This window comes from Pseudorhizobium tarimense, assembly GCF_022968135.1.
GTDB classification, from domain to species: domain Bacteria; phylum Pseudomonadota; class Alphaproteobacteria; order Rhizobiales; family Rhizobiaceae; genus Neorhizobium; species Neorhizobium tarimense.
In genome coordinates, this window is the sequence record NZ_JALJRA010000005.1 from 1 (window position 1) to 16,729 (window position 16,729).

Sequence of the window (16,729 nt, forward strand, 5' to 3'; positions counted from 1 at the left end):
GGTGGAGCAGCCCGGTAGCTCGTCAGGCTCATAACCTGAAGGCCGCAGGTTCAAATCCTGCCCCCGCAACCAACGTCCCAACAGTCCCTCAAGCCCCCGCAGCGGGGCTTCTTGCGTTTCTGGGCGCCGGAAACCGCAGCTTCTCCCATCAGTTCCTCAAGGACTGCCGTGTGTTCGAGGAAGTCCGGGTTCTTTTTGCCGCAGGCGAACGTCAGGATCGCCGCGCAGGACGATCGCCAGTTCATCACCATTAGGCACCAGCTCGATCCGCGCGACCAGGCCACGTAGGATCTGTGCGACGCGCGCCCGGGTTTCTGACGAACGGATACGCCGCAGGGTCTACCGCTCACGAGATGAAGCCCATCAGGACGTGTTCGACTACATCGAGATGTTCTACAACCCAAAACGTAAGCACGTCAGCAATTGGATGCTGTCGCCCGTCGAGTTCGAGAAGCAGCAGAAAATCTAACCGAGGGTGTGTACGAGACTCGGGGCTATTCACGCTGTCAGCTGTTTTTCTCCTTTGATTGTTTCATGATAGAGACTGCAGTGCGTATCGATATCGGAGGATGCCTGTTCCCACAACATCGAGTACGTGACAATGATTCAGCAACACTGGAACATTCCGGTTGCATCTCTAGCGCAAACCCGCTCGCCATGCCGGCTCGACCAAGGGGCCGCCGGTGAACAGGCGAGCGAACCGGCCGACGTCCGAAAGCCGCTCGCGATCGTCGAGCGCGAGCGCGGCCCTCAGCGCCTGCCATCGCCACCATGACAGTCCTTCGGGTTTGGCAATCGCTTCGTTTTCGGCGACTGCGGCCGCCGCGCCCCCAGCATGGAACGGCTTCCTGCCGGTCAGCGCGAGATAGGTAACGAGACCAAGCGAGAAGACATCGTCGCCGGAGCTAGGTTCTGCACCGGCGAGCCGCTGCGGCGAGGCGTAGGCAGGGGTCAGGGCGCCAAGACGGCCTAAAATTGCCACCGTATCCTCCTCGCTCACCTTGATGGGCCGGGCGACGGGACAGGCGATGTTGAAGTCGATCAGCTTTACCCGTCCGCCGGTTTCGATGAAGATGTTGGCGGGTTTGAGATCGGAATGGACCACGCCGCGGCCGTGGGCAAAGGCGAGGGCGGCAGCGACGTCGCGCACCAGTCGGTCGATTTGGGGCAGCGCCAGGCGGTGGCCGTCCGCCTCGCGCAGGATTTTCGCGAACGACATGCCTTCTAGGTATTCCATCACCATGAAATGCAGCCGGCCCTCGTTGTCCATGTCGTAGACGCGAACGATGTTGGGGTGGACGAGGTCGCGGAGACGCCGCGCTTCCCGGTGCATCAGCGATACGAGGTCGTCGCCGACATCGGCGCCGGCGGCCATCACCTTCAGCGCCACCACGGCGTCGGACAGGCCGGCCCTAATGGCGACGAGATCGCGGGCCTTGTAGACGCGCGACAGGCCGCCGCGCCCGATTTCCTCGAGCAGTTCAAAGCGGCTTCGCAGCGGCGTCTTGGGTATCTTCAATGCGGCGCGTCGCACAGGAGCGGCTGGCGGCGCCCCCAACCGCATTCCGGGATCTGCCTCGCGTGAAGGGGAGGTGTCCTTGTCAGCCACGGGAATAAACCCATACAAGCACGAGAGTGATGTCGTCCGTCGATCCGCCTGCCACGGATTTTGCAAGCAGCCGGTCGGCGACATTCTCGCCCCCACCGGCGAGGATGTCGATCAGCGTTTCTTCGGTCATGCCCTTGAGCAGGCCGTCGCTGCAAAGCAGGAAGACGTCGCCATCGGAGAGCTCCACGAGCCGGCGCTCCACGGCGACCTTACCTGCCGAGCCGACTGCGCGGGTCAGCGCGCCGCTTACGGCCGCATGGTCCTCACTGATCAGGTAGAGCCGGCCGCTCCGCATCAGGTAGAGGCGCGAATCTCCGACCCACAGGCAGCAGGCATAGCCTTCGCCGACCACAAGCGCGACGACCGTCGAGCCGCTGATGCCGAGCGCCGGGTTCGCGACGGCCTCGCTGTGCAGGGCGGCATTTGCCTCCTCGATAGCTATCTGGGAGGCAAGAATGCGATCTTCGAAAGCCGCCGGCCGTTCAAGCTTCTTGGCAAGCGCGGAAACAACGAGATTGCTCGCCCGGTGGCCGTCGCGGTGGCCGCCCATGCCGTCGGCCACGGCGAAGACGTGGGCGTCGACGCTCACCAGATAAGCGTCCTCGTTGTAAGCGTGGGAATAACCGCGGCGCGTGGCGGCCTCAGCTTCGACAACTGGCTGACCATCCGGCGGCTGGATCATGTCCCTACATCCCGTCCTTTGCGCGCGGCTGCCAAAGGCTCCGCCAATTGCCGTGAAACAGCGGCGCCGCGGCCGGTCCTGTCGGAATGCCGCGGGAGACAAGATATTGCGATCCCATGGTTTCGCCGAGACCGTCGTGCCACCAATGGCATTCCGCCTGTCCGCCCGCAGCGGCGGAGGGAAGGCAAAATGCCTCGGTCGCGGCCACTGTGTGCCACGCCGGTTCCCCGCCAAGCATTATCGCGGCTGCCTCGTCCTCACGCAGATGCGGTTGCGTTTCGGCCATCGTCCGCGTTCGGCGGGTGAACCCGGAGCGGGCCGCTTCCAGCGTCGCTAGAAGAAGGTCGCGTTCATGCTGTGCTTCCATGAACCCGAGCATCAGCGGCTCGATCTCATCCATGGCGGCGTCGAGCGCCGCATCCGGCATAAGCGGCGTGCCGGGGCCGCCGGTCAACAGCATTACGCTGAAGGGAAAGACGCGGCCTGCGCCGTCGACCGAGCCGGCCATCAGGCCGGCCGCGCCGGCGATACCGCAATCCGGAATACCCTCGGGCAGGAGGAACCGCCAGACGGGAGAGCGCAGCACGGCCTGCGTCCAGTCCGGACCAGCGTTCTCGCGCGCCTGTGACAGCCAATCGGATACGAAGCCCGCCCACGCTTCCGTCACGCGCGCCGACAGGCCGTGAAACACGAAGTCGCGCGCCGCCGGAACCTTGCCGAAAAATCCGACGGTTTCCACGCTCGCGGCCTCCTAGAGCGATGGAGGGCAGCGGAAGGAAGCCAGCAGTCCGCCGTTGAAGGGATTGATGAGGCTTGCTGCCCTCAACTTGAACGTGGCGCTGATTTTTTCCTTCTCTTCCTTGTTGTTCGCGACCGTTTTCGTGATTTCCTTCGAGATGCCGAATTCGAACAGTTCCTGTCCAGCGGTCCGCGACAGGTTGGAACTTGTCAGCATGCGGAAGACGGCCCAGTTGCCGGTCTTTTCCACCGTCTCCGAGGTGTTGTCGAGCAGCGTGATGCGGAGCACCGCTGTGCTCGCGTCGCGCTTGCTCGGCCAGACGTAGTCCTGCGCGCGGATCGGGCCATGACGGTATAGCATCTCGACGTCGTCGAGGATGAAGGCCGATCGCAGCGCCTTCGGATCGAGATAAACGGGCTCGACAGTGAACTTGACTTCCGGCGCGGTGCCGGCCGCGCCGAAGAAGGCGTCGCGGATCTGCTGCGCCCGGGCAAACTGGCCTAGCGCCTGTTGTGACAGCCCGATGCCGCTGCCGCGCTCGTCGATCGGCACGATCTGCCGTCCCTGAACGACGACGAAGGGCGAGAGATTGTCCTTGTAGAACTGGTCGATGATCCCGGCCGGCTTGAAGATGTCAGCAAAATCCTGCAGCGACACCTCGTCTGGCGAGGCGGCGGCGAAGGGATAACGGTCGCTCAGCATCATGTCGCAGACAGGCAGCACCTCCTGCTGCCAGCGCTGGTTGACATGGTTGTAGGCGAGCCGGCGCAACAGCATCCAGGTGCGGTTGCTGACGAACTCCACCATCGGCCTGACCGGAGTCGGCTTGGTGGAGGCCTCCGCCCTCAGGCGCGAGAAGCTGTCGTTGGTCGGGCTTTCCGCCCGCTGCAGCACAAAGTCGAACGCGGCCGCTTCCGGGCTCGGTGCCGAGGCGATGCTGGCGACCGTGCCGTAGAGGTCGGCGAACAACTGCTGTACCTGGCCGAGGCTCTGGCCGCCCTGCGGACCGACCAAGGCGGTCAGCGGCGTGAAGGCATCGTGGATAGTGGTGCCCGGCCAGGGCGCGTCGCCGAAGGCGGTGGATAGCGCGGTCTGCGCCAGCGCGTCGGTGACGGCGCCGGCCACCGGCTGGGCGACGCCCGGTGGCGTCACGGCCTGCGCCGCCTGTTCGGCTGCGCTCGGCTCGGTGCTGGCGCCCGGAAGCGGCAGTTCAGTATTCTCGCGCAGTTTCGCCAGAAGTGCGATCAGCGGTGACTGAGGGCTCGACAGGTCGCGCAGTACGCCCTGGCCTCGGTTCAGCGTGTCGAAATCGGCGACCTTCACCTGACTCACCGCATCACGCCAGACGGCGATGTAGTCGCGCACGTAGCTGGCGGCGATCTCCTTGGCCAGCTGCTGATAGGTGTTGCTATCGAGGCCGCTGTCTCCCAGCACCCAGTCGGTGCCGGTGGAACTGCGGATATATTCCGGCAGCCGGGGCATGAAGAACTGGTAGAATCCGTTCTTGGTGTAGAAGCCGGGAATAACGCCGTTGCCACCCGCGGACGCATCGACCTGCAGGACCCCAGGGCCGAGGATGTTGACGATGCTGATCGGCGGCAGCTGGTACCGTCGCTCGGCGTCCGCTACCATGCGGGCATAGATGTCGGCGGCCTGCGGGATCTCGTTGAGGCGGACGCGTGCCGCCTGCACGGTGGGCTGGTCGGTAGCCACCGTTCCCGGCAGCAGCTCGACCAGCCGCTCGCTGTGCCGGTCCATCCGTTGCCGGGCGTCAGGCGACAGCACGAAAGCAGCCTCGTTCTGGCGCTGAAACTCGGTCTCGACGCGGCCGCGTTCATATTTCTGGCCGGTGGTCAGCATGAGATAAGTCTCGAGCTGGTCGCGCAGCAGCAGGTTGTTGGGATCGGCCGAGCTCGACAGAAGCTGGATCTGGGTCTGCAGCCGGGCGACGGCGGAAGGCAGGAGATAACTGCGGAGCAGCTTGTCGTAAGTGCCGACCACGGCTGCTTCGAGTTTCGGCCGGGCGTTGATCGCCAGCACGTCCGGCAGGCCCCAGACCGGCCGCACCATGTCCCTCAACTCGCGGGTGCTGTCGAGGATCGGCAGAATTCCCTCGAGCGTCCGGCTGCCGCCGGCCTGCGCGATGTCGGCGGCGATCCTTTCGGCGGAGGCGTCGGCCCGCTTGATCAGGTCGAGCGAGAAGTCGAGGCCGGCCAGCCAGTAACCGCAGAGCAGCAGGGTCACCGCGCCGATGCCGGCATAGGCGCCGGTCCGCGCCATCGCCAACCGGCGCTCCAGTCTCGTGTTGCGGCCGACCAGGTTCTGTTCGGCGAACACGATGTCGGTCAGGAGCTTCTTGATGAAGTATGCCTTGCCCTTGCCGCTCATCGGAGGCTGGTGGCTGGGGGCTAGCGCGAAGCTGCGGCCCATGGCGCCGAGCAGGCGGTCGAAGGGCGTACCTTCCTGCGTGCCCGAGGTGAAATAGACACCACGCAGCAGCGGCTGGGCCTCGTAACGGTTGAGGCGGAAAACATCGCTGATAAAGCCGCGCAAGACGTTCGACAGCGAAGAAAACTCGTGCGGGAAACCGTAGATGCGGCAACGGCGGCCGTTGTTGCGCTCGACCGCCAGCTTGGCCGGCAGCCGCTTCTCGATCCGGTCGACGAGGTCGGCGAAGCCGGTCTCAAAGGCGCCGCCAAAGGTCATCTGGTCTTCGTCGCGCGGGAAGGTGATGCCCCAGACCTGCTCGCGGTCTGTTTCCGTGGCGTCGTCGAAAAACTCCTCGAAGCCAGCGATCAAATCACATTTGGTCAGGAGGACGTAAACCGGCAGCCGCATCTCGAAGTTGCGATGAAGCTCGCGAAGGCGCTGACGCAGGATCTCTGCATGGCGTTGCCGTTCGGACTCGCTGGCGAGCGCGATGTCCGCGATGCTGATCGCCAACAATACGCCGTTGACCGGTCTGCGACTGCGATTTTGCTTCAGGATTTTCAAGAAGCCGCCCCAGGCGGCGGCGTCCACGCCCTGGTTAACGTCCTGGGTGGTGTAGCGGCCGGCGGTGTCGATCAGCACTGCGTCGTTGGAGATCCACCAGTCGCAATAGCGAGTGCCGCCCATCCCCTGCAGCGCGGCCGTGCCGTCTTCGGCGAGCGGGAATTCGAGACCGGAATTCTGCAGGATCGTGGTCTTGCCCGTGCCGGGCGGGCCGATGATGATGTACCACGGCAGGTCGAACATGTATTCGCGCTTGCGGCGCCCGTCGAGCGGCCGGTCGCGCAGGGTCGTCAGGGTCTTTTCGAAGCGTTCGCGGATCAGTTCGACCTCATCGGACGACATGCTGCCGCCCATCGACACCAGCTCGTCATTGGCAAGCATCGAATTGATCAGCAGTGCATTGGCGCGCCGAGCGAGGAAATAGCGCAGGAACGTGACGATAAAGAACGTCGCCACGGCGCCGATCGCAACGGACAGGCGTACGATATCTCCGGCGAACGGCTGGTAGCCGGCAATGGTGATGGACGCGCCGAATACCCAGAACAGCGTCGCCAGGAACACCAGCAACATCAGGATGACGAGGTTTGACAGGCGCAGCAGATTAGAGATGTAGGTCCTCAGCATGTCGACATCCTAGCCCGGCGTAAGCGCCGCGATTTTCGACAGCACCGGTGTAAGCGCGCCCGAAAGATGGAATTCCAGCGAAAGAAAGACCACGACGAGGAACAGGGCGGCGATGGTCGCGACCATCCACAGCGGCATGAAGGCGCGCACTTTCTTGCCACCGCGCTCGCCTCTCGTCACGCGCGAGAGCGGCTGGTCGCTCGCCGCCTCGGTCGAAACGCGGCGGATGGTGCGCGAGATCTCGTTACGCAGATCCTCGAGCTGGTCGCGGCCCCGCTCCAGCACCCGGAAGCGGCCCTCGAAGCCGAGCATCAGACATGCGTGAATGAGCAGCAAAAGCGGCAGGCGCTGCGCTGCCGACTGCTTCACGCGATCAAGAATGACGAAGACCTTCTCGCCGCCCCAGGTCTCGTTGTGGTAGTGGTTGAGCAGGCTGTTCGAGCTCCATTCGCTGCGGCTGCCCCATGGGGTCATCAGCACGGTCTCGTCGATGGTCGAGCACAGCACGTAGCGCGCCGCGATGATATCGCCTGCCTCTAAACCCTGTTTCTGGGCCAGTTGCTGGAACCGGTCCATTTCCTCGATCACCTGACGGCGGAGCGCCGCCACGTCGGCGCGCTCGGTCGACGCGCGAAGCTGCGCGGCGATCAGGAGCAGCGGTGCAGCCGACCGCACCAGCCGCCGTTCCGGCGCGCTATCAAGTTGCTGTACGAGAGCGACGGCACTTTGCAGCGAATTGCCGTCGGATGCCGGCGCGGAGGGGGACGTGTCCGGTTGCTGGCGGATCACGACGGTCGGCTCGTCGCCGCCGGCATCGACCCCGCCAAGCGCGGTGCGCGCCCTCGGGCTCAACTGGCGGAATACGGTCGGGGCGTCGTGATCGTCGCCGGACATGCTCATGCGCCGGCCTCCCGCTGGATGGCCCAGAGTTCGAGTGCGAGTCCCGGATAGTCACCGCTGATATGCAGGGCGATCGCCGCGGAGTCACGGAAGCGCGCCCACAGCGGATTGCGGGTGTCGACCTCATAGTAGACGGCGTTCTGGATGAACGGGATTTCCCGCGGCGCAACCGAAAGCGGCTGGATTGCAATTCCCGGAAGCTGGAGGTTGACGAGATCGCGGATCTGCTCGACCGGGCCGATCTTGATCTGGATCGGCAATTGCTGGCGCACGATCTCCAGCGCGACGTTCGCCCTGGCGATCAGGATGAAGCGCCGGTCGACGAAGGTCATGCGATCCTCGATCTGGCCGAGCCAGATGCCGAAATCGCGCTCGCCGAGCGGGATGCTGATGGCGTTACGCTCGACGATCACGCTCAGCATGTTACGCAGGATGGCGAGCAGCGGTTCGAACGTGGCCCTCAGATCGAGGTGCTGGTAGAAGGGAAACTCCGGCGGGAGGCGCGAGGGCGCGGCATAGGCGGAGATTTCCGCGGCGAGCGCTACGATGTCGCGATAGACGCTCTCCGGATCGTGCAGGCCGATGCGCAGCGAATGGGCGAGCGTCGCCTCGAAGCGGTTGGTGATGCCGAGCGTCATGATGTCGAGCATGCCCGAGCGGCCGTCGCCGCCCTGACCTGCGGCGCCGGCGGCGAGCGAGGCGGCGCGGCTGCGCAGCAGGCCGCGGATCTGCTCGATGATCGACACCAGCCGACGGCTGGCGCCGGTCGCGGTCACCGGTGGGATGAAGCTTTCCGACAGGGTCACCTGGTTCAGCGTGTCAACCGCGTCGATCTCCGCAATGGGCAGGATGGTCATCTCGTCGAGCGGCGGGCCCTCCAGTACGATGCGTGCGTTGAGCAGCCCGACTGAGATGTCGGCCGCCGCGCGCGCCGCGCGGGTGGTGTCGATCGCCTGGACCGCGCTGTTGCGGAAGCGCTGCGTGCCACCGTCGGTTTCGGCGACCTCGACGCCGCCTGGCGTGCGGATCGGCAGCGCCAGGAACACGCGCTTGCCCTGTACCTGCGGGCCGACATGGACGGCGGCCGGAAGTGGTTGCTTCTCCGGCGCGGCGTAGGCGGTGCCATCAGCGAAGACGACGTCGATCTCCGCGAGGCGGACTTGTCCGACCTTCAGCGCGTCGAGGTCGAATTCCAGTTTGCGGATACCCCACGGAAAGGGCATGAGCGACGTCACGCGCTGGTCGAGATTGCTTTCGATCCAGCGGTCGTATTGCTGCAGATGCTGCGGCCTCAGGAACATGCCCTCGAGCCAGAGCGGCTTACCTGTCGATGTCAACCGGACCCCCTCGGGGCCGGTGGCCCCTGCAATGCCCTCGAAAAATTCACTCACGCACCCGACTTGCCGAAGGTGAACCGCGAATACTTTTGAATCCGCACGGCGAGGCTGGTGATGTAGACCATGAAACGGTTCTGCTTGCTCTTCTTGAGCTCAACGCTATCGCGCCAAGTTGCAGATTGGATGTCACGGAAGCTGACGACCACGCCGATATAGGCAGCCTCGCTGGAAATCCTGGAGTCGTACTTCTTCTCGGTACCCGGCGTAAGCTCGTATTCCCGGCTCGATATCAGGTCCGCGCCCAGCAGCTTGGCGTCGTCGTCGAAGTCGAAGAAGCTCGCATTGTTGAAGGCCTTGATGCCCTTCAGCTCGTAGATTCGGACGACGACGGGAGAGGGCTCGCCGGCCTCCCCCGGGTTTATGTTGGCATCGGCGCTGATGGAGACTTCCACCGGGGTCGGCTTCGGAAGGCCGCTGCAGGCGGCAAGCACGATAGCGAGAGACAACCCGGCCATGATGAGGAGGTTGCGACGCAAAAGACTCATTTCTTACTCTCCTGGAACTTTGACGCAGTACGCCTCGCCTGTTCTTCCTGCACCTGGGCGAAGGCCTCGGCGATGATCTGCCGGGTCATGCCATCCAGATTGCCGCTCAGCCGCTGGTGCAGTTCACTGTAGATTTCCCATTTGCCCTTGCGCGCGCCGAGTCCGCGGATACGAGCGGACCCTTCCTCCTCCTCGCGGGCAATCACTTTGGGATCCAGACGTTCAACAATGAGGCGGATAGCGCGCTGCATCGCCGCCATGGTCAGCATTACGTGGCCCTTGACGTCGTCGAGGGCCGAGGCGGCGGCCTCCGCCGGCGCCTGAAAGCCTCCGGACCGCGTGATGAAGAGTTCGTCGAGCGCCAGTTCCGCCATCTTGAAGTGCTTGAAAGGATTGTTTTCCTCCGGCTGGACCTGGGTTTCGTCCATTCGGAATTCGCTTTTCAACATCTTGCGAGCGGCGAGCAGGCTCACCAACCCGTCGGACATGGCCCGCACCATCTCGCCGACCTCGTGGAGGACAGCCGTTTCGCGGCCAGTGGGGACCGCCGCACCGGAAAAGCCCATGCCGCGGAACAAGATCTTCGCGGCTTCCTGCGAGAAGGCGGGGTGGGTGACAGCCGGCGAAGCCGATGCGGCCGTGATGGGAAGCGGATCGGCAGTAAGCATCGGCGGAATCGCCGGACGCAGGGAAGCGGCGGGAGGCGCAGAAGCCGCTGTCATACCTGGCAGCGTCGCCAGTGGGGCCCCGCTGGTTTTTTCGAGCAGCCGGGTCTTCCGTTCGGCGCGCCGCGCCTTCATCGCTTCCATGGCGTCCAGCGGATCGGCCGTACCGTTGCGCAGATCCGGCGCGGCGACTTGGTGGTCGTCGATTCGAGTGAGGTCGGCCATCAGGTCCGGGGCCAGTGGCGGGCGGGCCGCCGGGGCGACCATCGGCATGGCGGCCGGTATTGCGGACGGCACCGGTGCGGGTTGCGGCATGACCGGGGCCGGCGGGGCGACGGGAAAGAATGACGCAGGCGCGGTCTGGCCGCGGGGGGCAAGGATCATCGACAGGGGATCGAAATCGTCGGGGATCAGCTTGGCGGGCGCAGGGGCCGGCTGCACGGCGGATGTGGTTGGCATCATCGGCGGCACCGCGAAAGGCTGGCCTCCCAGCATGGTCAACGGGTCCTGATGCCGCGACATCGCCTGCGGTCCCGGTGTCGCGTTGACAGGCACTGACGGCGGTGCCTTGATCGGCGGCCTGCTCGCCGGCATCGGCGATTGGCTGGAGGCAGATCCGTTGGCGCCGTCCAGGTAAGCAAGCGGATCCTGCGAATTCTTTCCCAAGAGGTCGCCCCAAACCTCACGCTCGCGCAGCGCGTGTACCGCTCCCTGCGGCGTTGATGTCGTGGCGGCGACCGGAATCGAGACCGGATAGCTGGCGGCAGGTTTGACCTCGGCAGCCGAAAGCTCAGCCCGGATCATCAGCCGCCCGGCGCGGAACGTGGTTCCCGGCGCCAGCACGATGGTATTGCCACGGCCGAGCGGTGCGTTGCGATCGCCGACAAAGATGCCGTTGGTGCTTTCGTCGACCAGCATGAACCGGTTGTTCTCGAAAAAGATGCGGCCGTGGATCGAGGAGAGAATGCGTTCGGGATCCGGCAGCACCCAATCGCACTTCAACGAGCGGCCAAAAATGCCACCCTCCGGGCCGAAGACATGCTGCGTGGCATCGCTCCCCACGGTGAAGAGGCGCAATTTCATGCCCGGCCTCCTTCCGTTTCCGCGACCGCGTAGAGCCGGTCGTCAACGAAGACCAGCACCGCGTTTTCCAGCGCTTCCGGCTCGTCTGCGTGCAGCCAGCTGGTCCAGCCGAGCTGGCAGGAGCCGAGCTTTGCCATCGGCAGGGTTTCCGGGTCGAACTCGAACTTCAGGTCCCATTCCAGCGGCTCGCGCGTCGCCATCAGCAGGAGTTCGCAGAACTGGCGATGCCGGGCGCCATGTGGCAGGAAGGGCGAAAGTGCGTCGAATTCGGCCCGCCCGACATGGATGCGGAACTTGCCGAGGTCGTCGTCGAGTTCGTAGCCGAGGATCGCGTCCTCGCCGAGCAGGTTGTTGGCGAAGCCGAGCGTCAACCGGGACTCGGTGCCGATCGAGACCTTGCGCGGCACGAATTCCTCGATCCGGCAGGGGATCTTGAAGAAATTCGACAGCGTCGCGCCGACCACGTCGGAAGAGTTCGAAAACAGCGAGATGAGGCCGAGATGCGGGAGCAGGGCCGAGCGCGAGATCACGCCAACTTGGTCGCGGTCCTCAATCGGGAAGCCGCAAAGCGCGAGGAACCTGCGCGAGAGCGGATCGCTGCCGCCGGGCCGATAGCGCAGGTAGTAGCGATTCTTGCGCCAGATCACGTGCAGCAGGCTGATCAGGCGATGGTTGAAGAGGTCGAGAAAGTCCTCGACCGGATCCTGGGTCGTATCGGCCTCGATGATCGCTTCAGTGTAAGCGGGCGGCAGCGGCGAGGCGGGGCCGTAGAGGCCGAAGAAATTAACCCGCACGTCGAGGCGGTCGGCCGTCTCGTCGTAATCCACCTCGCTGATGTCGGCCGGGCCGAAACTCAGCGATCGCGTCGCGCGGAAGCGCAGATATTCGGCGGCGGGATCGCCGAGCCGCCCGATTGGCGATGCATCGCGGCGGCGGAGTTCCATCAGCGCCACGAGCTGGTGGAAGCGGAACTCGCGCAGCCCATCGATATTGTCGGCCGCCATCGGCGCGATGGTCGGGATATTGGGCTTCCCGACGATGACGACGGTCTCGTTCATAGCGTCGCGGCCTCGCCCCATTTCGCCGCCCAGCGGAAGACGATGTTGGAATCCAGGCCGGTCATCGAGAACCTGTGCAGGCTGTTGATGCTCGAATACGATTTGAGAAAGCGGTCGAGGATGGTGCCGAACAGGTACATCTCGCCTTCGCCGCCCAACATGCTTTCCGAAACCGACAGAGCCAGCTCGAAGCCGCGCACCGGCCGGCCGTGGGTGATGACGTCGACGCCGCGGCGCTCGAAGGCCTTGAAGCTTTGCAGTAGCGTGTCGCGCTGCAGCGCCGCCTGGCGGTCGGTCCGGGCGCGGAAATCGTAGGCGCCGACGACGGTCCGGAGCGCCTCGACGTCGATCATCGAGGAGAAGTTGCGGGCGAGGTTGGCGATCAGCGTCCAGAGCACGTCGTCGTCGATCGGGGGCGGTACCTCGGCAAGCACCGGCGTGATATTGCCAAAGGCGAGCTTTGCGGGGGTCGTCGAGGTCGGCTGGTCGACGGAGCCGACGCCGAGACGCGTGGCCAACGCGCCGCTGGAGCAAATCAGCTTCATCGACACCGTCTCGGTCTCGGGCAGGCCTACCTTGCCCAGCCGGGTGACGAAGGAAAGGTAGTGGTCGATGCCGTTGCCGAGCAGAGCCGGGCGGACCTGGGTGCGGTAATAGAGCTTGCGCACCCCATCCTCGTGCAGGTCGTGGCGGAAGCCTTCGAACGGCTCATAGGCGATGCGCCGGCCACTGCCCTGGACCCAGCCCTCCACGCTTTCCACCGTATGCACGCTGAAATGGCCGGCGTCGCCAACGGGGCGGACCGGATATTCCGAGCGCTCGTGCGAGACGGTGAGGGCGCGGCCCTCGGCTTCCAGCAGGTTCACCGCCGGCGTCGCGTTTAGCACGAACATTTCCGCGCCAATGCGGCTGGTGTCGGGGAAAGGCTGGTCGAGCTCGAAGGAAAGGCTGAAGCTGTCGGCCATGCGCTCCGCCAGGGCGTCAAGCCCGCGAAGCCGGAGGAACATGAACTTCTCCGGGCAGGAGAAGTATTCCTGCATGATTCGGAAGCCGTCAAACGAGCCTTCCGGATAAGGAAGCACCGCCTCTGCCGGGGAAAAGCCCATCGGTTCGATGCGCAGGTCGATGGCTTGCGGCGGGCCCCCCGGCGCGGAGACCGTCACGGAGCGGCGGCGCTCGAGCAAGAACAGGTATAGCTGGCGCGCCATCGCGGTGTCCTTGACATTGTTAAAGAACAGCGTCAGCGGGGCGGCGGCAAGCGGCTGCAGGCCGCTGCCGGCGACCCGGCGAATCGTCAGCGTCAGGCGGCTCGAACTCTTGCGGTTATCGAGATCGGCAGCGGCGACCTCGAAGGGCAGAACCGTGGTGTCGTAGGAGGTGATGAAAGGAACGGCGTCACCGTCGATCGGGCGCGACTGCACGCGGGTGCCGCGGGGGACATCGATCGAGATGCCGCTGGCGCCTTCGGCGAAACGGAAGCCGATAGTGGTGATCGGCGGCACGGGGCGGAGATAATGGGGCCAGACAAGCTGGAGGAGAGAGAGGGCCAGTTCCGGCATTTCCGCGTCGAGCCGCTGGCGCAGCCGGCCCACCATGAAGGCCATGCCCTCCAGCAGGCGCTCGACGTCGGGATCTGTCGAATCCCGGCCGAGATGGCGAGCGAGGCGCGGATTGGCCTTGGCGAACAGGGCGCCCATCTCCCGAAGATAGGACAGTTCGTCTCGGTAGTAGTTGTTGATCGCCATCGCATCCGCCCCGCTAGCCGTTGAAGCGGATGCGGCCGTCGGAGCCGAGCACGGAATCGAAGCGGACCCGCACGGTCCGCTCCTCGTCCGCCAGTTCGCCGTCGACGTGGAAGACGAATTCGAGGAGGCGCGTCTTGTCCTCGATGGGCTGAACGAAGACATTGCGCAGCCGGGGTTCGAAGGCGCGGATCTGTCGTTCCACGTCGCGCGCGATCGCCGTCAGCGAACTGCGATAGTCGCTCGTGGCGTTGAAATCGGAAAGGCCGAAGTCCGGGCGGGTTTCGCAACAGCCCTTGCGGCTGTTGAGGATCGTCTGGAGATTGCGCAGGATGCTTTCAAGGACGGCGGAATCTTCCGTGTATTCGGTTGTCCCCGCACTTGCGCTATCATGCCCAAGACGCTGCAGAAGACTAACTGATACCATTTCACTTCCTCTATCCCGAAGGCCGTTGGCCGGGCATGCGCATGCCCGGCCTGAACGCGGTTACCGGCGGCCTGTCGTGTTCAGGCCTTGTCCAGCTTACCCTTGAGCGACAGGGTGAAGTCGGCGCCCATGTACTTGAAGTGCGGCTGGACGGACATGCCGACGCTGTACCAGCCGGGTTCGCCCTCGACGTCCGACACGGTGATCTGCGCCTTGCGGAGCGGGCGGCGCGAGCGAACTTCGGCCGACGGATTGTCCTGGTCCGAGACGTACTGACGAATCCAGTTGTTGAGCTCCGATTCCAGCTCACCCCGGGTCTTCCAGCTGCCGATGTTCTCGCGCTGCAGGACCTTGATGTAATGGGCCAGGCGGTTGACGATCATCAGGTAGGGAAGTTGTGTACCGAGCTTGTAGTTAAGTTCCGCGGCCTTGCCTTCGGTGGTGTTGCCGAAGGACTTCGGCTTCTGTACCGAGTTGGCCGAGAAGAAGGCGGCGTTGTCACTGCCCTTGCGCATGGTGAGCGCGATGAAGCCCTGTTCGGCGAGCTCGTATTCCTTGCGGTCCGAGACCAGCACTTCGGTTGGAATCTTGCTCTGAAGTTGCCCCATGGCCTCGAAGGTGTGGACCGGCAGGTCCTCTACCGCGCCGCCCGATTGCGGGCCGATGATGTTCGGGCACCAGCGGAACTGGGCGAAGCTGTCGGTGAGGCGGGTGGCGAGCGCGATCGCCGCATTGCCCCAGAGATAGTTCTCGGTCTTGCCGGCGGCGCGCTCCTCATAGTTGAAGCCCTTTACCGGAACGGTGTCGGAACCATAAGGCGTGCGCAGCAGGAAGCGCGGCATGGCGAGCGCGAAGTAGCGGGCGTCCTCGGTCTGGCGGAAGGCGTTCCACTTGGCGTATTTCGGGCCTTCGAAGATCGATTCCATGTCCTTGAGGTTCGGAATTTCCTCGAACGTATCGACGCCGAACATGGTTGGTGCCGCGCCGGCGATGAAGGGCGCGTGGGCCATGGAACCCACGCTCGAGCAATACTGCGCCAGCTTGACGTCCTGAGCACCTGAGCCGAAGGCATAGTTGCAGACCACGGCGCCGACGGGCTGGCCGCCGAACTGGCCGTATTCGGCGGTGTAGATGTGCTTGTAGAGGCCTGACTTGGCGACTTCCGGGCTGTCTTCGAAATCCGTCAGCAGGTCATCCTTCGAGACGTTCATGATCTCGATCTTGATGTTCTGGCGGAAGTCAGTGCGGTCCACGGCGAACTTCAGTCCGCGCCAGGCGGATTCCAGGGCCTTGAACTGCTCGTGGTGCAGGATCTCGTCGACCTGGACCGACAGCTTGCGGTCGATCTCGGCGATCATCTGGTCAATCGCGGCGCTGTTGACGGTCTGGTCCGATCGCGCCGGCTTCAGCAGCTCGGCGATGAAGGCGCTCACGCCCTTGCGGGCGGTGTCGTAACCATCGTCGCTAGGCGCGAGCCGGGTTTCCTGCAGGATCTGGTCGAGCAGCGACACATCCGTCATTTCGACGGTAGTCTGCTGCTGGGCGGATTCTCTCTCAGCCATGGAACGGTTTTCCTTGAGATGAACTGGATATGCCGGAGCCTCGCCTGCGGTCGCGTCTCCGTTCGGAAGACGCGGCAGCCGGCGGCGAAACTTATTTTTCGCTCTTCGGAGCGGCCATTGCCGTCAATTCGGCAAGCAGGCGTTCACGTGCGCCGTCGTCGCCGAGAACGCCCTGTATCGCTTTGCGGAAAGCCGGCATGTTGCCGAGCGGCCCCTTGAGGGCAACCAGCGCCTCGCGCAGCTCGAGCAGCTTGCCGAGCTCCGGGCTCTGACGGACGATCGCCTCCGGATTGAAGTCGTTGATGCTCTCGAACTTCAGCGAGAGGGTCATGTCGCCGGCATCCGCCTCGTCCGAAAGCTTGTTCGGAACGCCGATATCCAGCTTCAGGTCGTGACCCTTCATCACTTCATTGAAGTTGTCCTTATTGACGTTGATCAGCTCCCGGTCTTCTACAGGCGTGTCATCGGCGCGCAGTGTGTAGTCGCCAAGGAACACCATCTTCAGGGGCAGTTCGACTTCTTCCTTCGCGTCGCCGGTTGCCGGCTTATAGCGAATATTCACGCGCTCCTTGGGCGCGACGGTCGAGTCTTTCGACATTTCAAGGTTCCCCCGCTCAAATAGTAGCAAAAGATGAATCTACAACAGAATCAGGACGATGTGTATTTTCCGGAAGATCAACCAGGCTTTCATGCCCCGCCCGGAAGCATCTTGGTGCCTGCCTATGTAACTTTTATAACAGGGATAGAAAAATCTTGTCCGGG

The 16,729-nt window shown here is 64.1% G+C and carries 13 protein-coding genes and 1 pseudogene; 1 reads left to right on the forward strand and 13 read right to left on the reverse strand.

Features of this window, described 5'->3' with window-relative positions; genetic code table 11:
* Positions 1-319 precede the first annotated feature (319 nt).
* Positions 320-469 (forward strand): annotated as a pseudogene (locus MUU54_RS06810) (IS3 family transposase); the annotation flags it as partial.
* A gap of 168 nt (positions 470-637) precedes the next feature.
* Here MUU54_RS06810 and MUU54_RS06815 read toward each other — a convergent pair.
* From MUU54_RS06815 to tssB, 13 genes are all read right to left on the reverse strand, one after another.
* On the reverse strand, positions 638-1,693 hold the full coding sequence (locus tag MUU54_RS06815) for a serine/threonine-protein kinase (RefSeq protein ID WP_247243284.1): 1,056 nt from the start codon (positions 1,691-1,693) through the stop codon (positions 638-640).
* Positions 1,602-2,291 carry a PP2C family protein-serine/threonine phosphatase gene (locus tag MUU54_RS06820; RefSeq protein ID WP_247243285.1) on the reverse strand — a complete coding sequence of 230 codons (690 nt, stop codon included), beginning with the start codon at positions 2,289-2,291 and terminating at the stop codon, positions 1,602-1,604. The genes MUU54_RS06815 and MUU54_RS06820 overlap by 92 nt, the downstream gene beginning before the upstream one ends.
* Positions 2,292-2,295: 4 nt before the next feature.
* On the reverse strand, positions 2,296-3,030 hold the full coding sequence (gene tagF, locus MUU54_RS06825; RefSeq protein ID WP_247243286.1) for a type VI secretion system-associated protein TagF: 735 nt from the start codon (positions 3,028-3,030) through the stop codon (positions 2,296-2,298).
* Positions 3,031-3,042: 12 nt separating this feature from the next.
* Complete coding sequence (gene tssM, locus MUU54_RS06830; protein ID WP_247243287.1) at positions 3,043-6,648, reverse strand: type VI secretion system membrane subunit TssM; 3,606 nt, start codon at positions 6,646-6,648, stop codon at positions 3,043-3,045.
* Between the two features lie 9 nt (positions 6,649-6,657).
* The gene (gene icmH / locus MUU54_RS06835; RefSeq protein ID WP_247243288.1) at positions 6,658-7,548 is read right to left on the reverse strand and encodes a type IVB secretion system protein IcmH/DotU; all 891 of its coding nucleotides are present in this window, start codon (positions 7,546-7,548) and stop codon (positions 6,658-6,660) included.
* Positions 7,545-8,939 carry a type VI secretion system baseplate subunit TssK gene (gene tssK / locus MUU54_RS06840; RefSeq protein ID WP_247243289.1) on the reverse strand — a complete coding sequence of 465 codons (1,395 nt, stop codon included), beginning with the start codon at positions 8,937-8,939 and terminating at the stop codon, positions 7,545-7,547. Before tssK ends, icmH begins: the two co-directional genes overlap by 4 nt.
* Positions 8,936-9,430, reverse strand: coding sequence for a type VI secretion system lipoprotein TssJ (gene tssJ / locus MUU54_RS06845; RefSeq protein ID WP_247243290.1), 495 nt, complete (start codon positions 9,428-9,430; stop codon positions 8,936-8,938). The genes tssK and tssJ overlap by 4 nt, the downstream gene beginning before the upstream one ends.
* Positions 9,427-11,178 (reverse strand): type VI secretion system-associated FHA domain protein TagH, encoded by a 1,752-nt coding sequence (gene tagH / locus MUU54_RS06850; protein ID WP_247243291.1) that lies wholly within the window; start codon positions 11,176-11,178, stop codon positions 9,427-9,429. Before tagH ends, tssJ begins: the two co-directional genes overlap by 4 nt.
* Entirely contained in the window at positions 11,175-12,236 is a 1,062-nt protein-coding gene (gene tssG / locus MUU54_RS06855) for a type VI secretion system baseplate subunit TssG (RefSeq protein ID WP_247243292.1), read from the reverse strand. The genes tagH and tssG overlap by 4 nt, the downstream gene beginning before the upstream one ends.
* Positions 12,233-13,981 (reverse strand): type VI secretion system baseplate subunit TssF, encoded by a 1,749-nt coding sequence (gene tssF, locus MUU54_RS06860; protein ID WP_247243293.1) that lies wholly within the window; start codon positions 13,979-13,981, stop codon positions 12,233-12,235. Before tssF ends, tssG begins: the two co-directional genes overlap by 4 nt.
* 13 nt (positions 13,982-13,994) lie before the next feature.
* The gene (tssE, locus tag MUU54_RS06865; protein ID WP_247243294.1) at positions 13,995-14,405 is read right to left on the reverse strand and encodes a type VI secretion system baseplate subunit TssE; all 411 of its coding nucleotides are present in this window, start codon (positions 14,403-14,405) and stop codon (positions 13,995-13,997) included.
* Between the two features lie 80 nt (positions 14,406-14,485).
* Positions 14,486-15,967, reverse strand: coding sequence for a type VI secretion system contractile sheath large subunit (gene tssC, locus MUU54_RS06870; RefSeq protein ID WP_247243295.1), 1,482 nt, complete (start codon positions 15,965-15,967; stop codon positions 14,486-14,488).
* Between the two features lie 91 nt (positions 15,968-16,058).
* The gene (gene tssB, locus MUU54_RS06875) at positions 16,059-16,565 is read right to left on the reverse strand and encodes a type VI secretion system contractile sheath small subunit (RefSeq protein WP_247243296.1); all 507 of its coding nucleotides are present in this window, start codon (positions 16,563-16,565) and stop codon (positions 16,059-16,061) included.
* Between the last annotated feature and the right edge of the window lie 164 nt (positions 16,566-16,729).

Bases quoted from the DNA above. Each gene is read 5' to 3' on its own strand.
- tssB (WP_247243296.1), bottom strand. From the start codon at position 16,565: ATGTCGAAAGACTCGACCGTCGCGCCCAAGGAGCGCGTGAATATTCGC.
- tssF (WP_247243293.1), bottom strand. From the start codon at position 13,981: ATGGCGATCAACAACTACTACCGAGACGAACTGTCCTATCTTCGGGAG.
- tssG (WP_247243292.1), bottom strand. From the start codon at position 12,236: ATGAACGAGACCGTCGTCATCGTCGGGAAGCCCAATATCCCGACCATC.
- MUU54_RS06815 (WP_247243284.1), bottom strand. From the start codon at position 1,693: ATGTCGCCGACCGGCTGCTTGCAAAATCCGTGGCAGGCGGATCGACGG.
- icmH (WP_247243288.1), bottom strand. From the start codon at position 7,548: ATGAGCATGTCCGGCGACGATCACGACGCCCCGACCGTATTCCGCCAG.
- tssC (WP_247243295.1), bottom strand. From the start codon at position 15,967: ATGGCTGAGAGAGAATCCGCCCAGCAGCAGACTACCGTCGAAATGACG.
- tagH (WP_247243291.1), bottom strand. From the start codon at position 11,178: ATGAAATTGCGCCTCTTCACCGTGGGGAGCGATGCCACGCAGCATGTC.
- tssE (WP_247243294.1), bottom strand. From the start codon at position 14,405: ATGGTATCAGTTAGTCTTCTGCAGCGTCTTGGGCATGATAGCGCAAGT.
- tssM (WP_247243287.1), bottom strand. From the start codon at position 6,648: ATGCTGAGGACCTACATCTCTAATCTGCTGCGCCTGTCAAACCTCGTC.
- MUU54_RS06820 (WP_247243285.1), bottom strand. From the start codon at position 2,291: ATGATCCAGCCGCCGGATGGTCAGCCAGTTGTCGAAGCTGAGGCCGCC.
- tssJ (WP_247243290.1), bottom strand. From the start codon at position 9,430: ATGAGTCTTTTGCGTCGCAACCTCCTCATCATGGCCGGGTTGTCTCTC.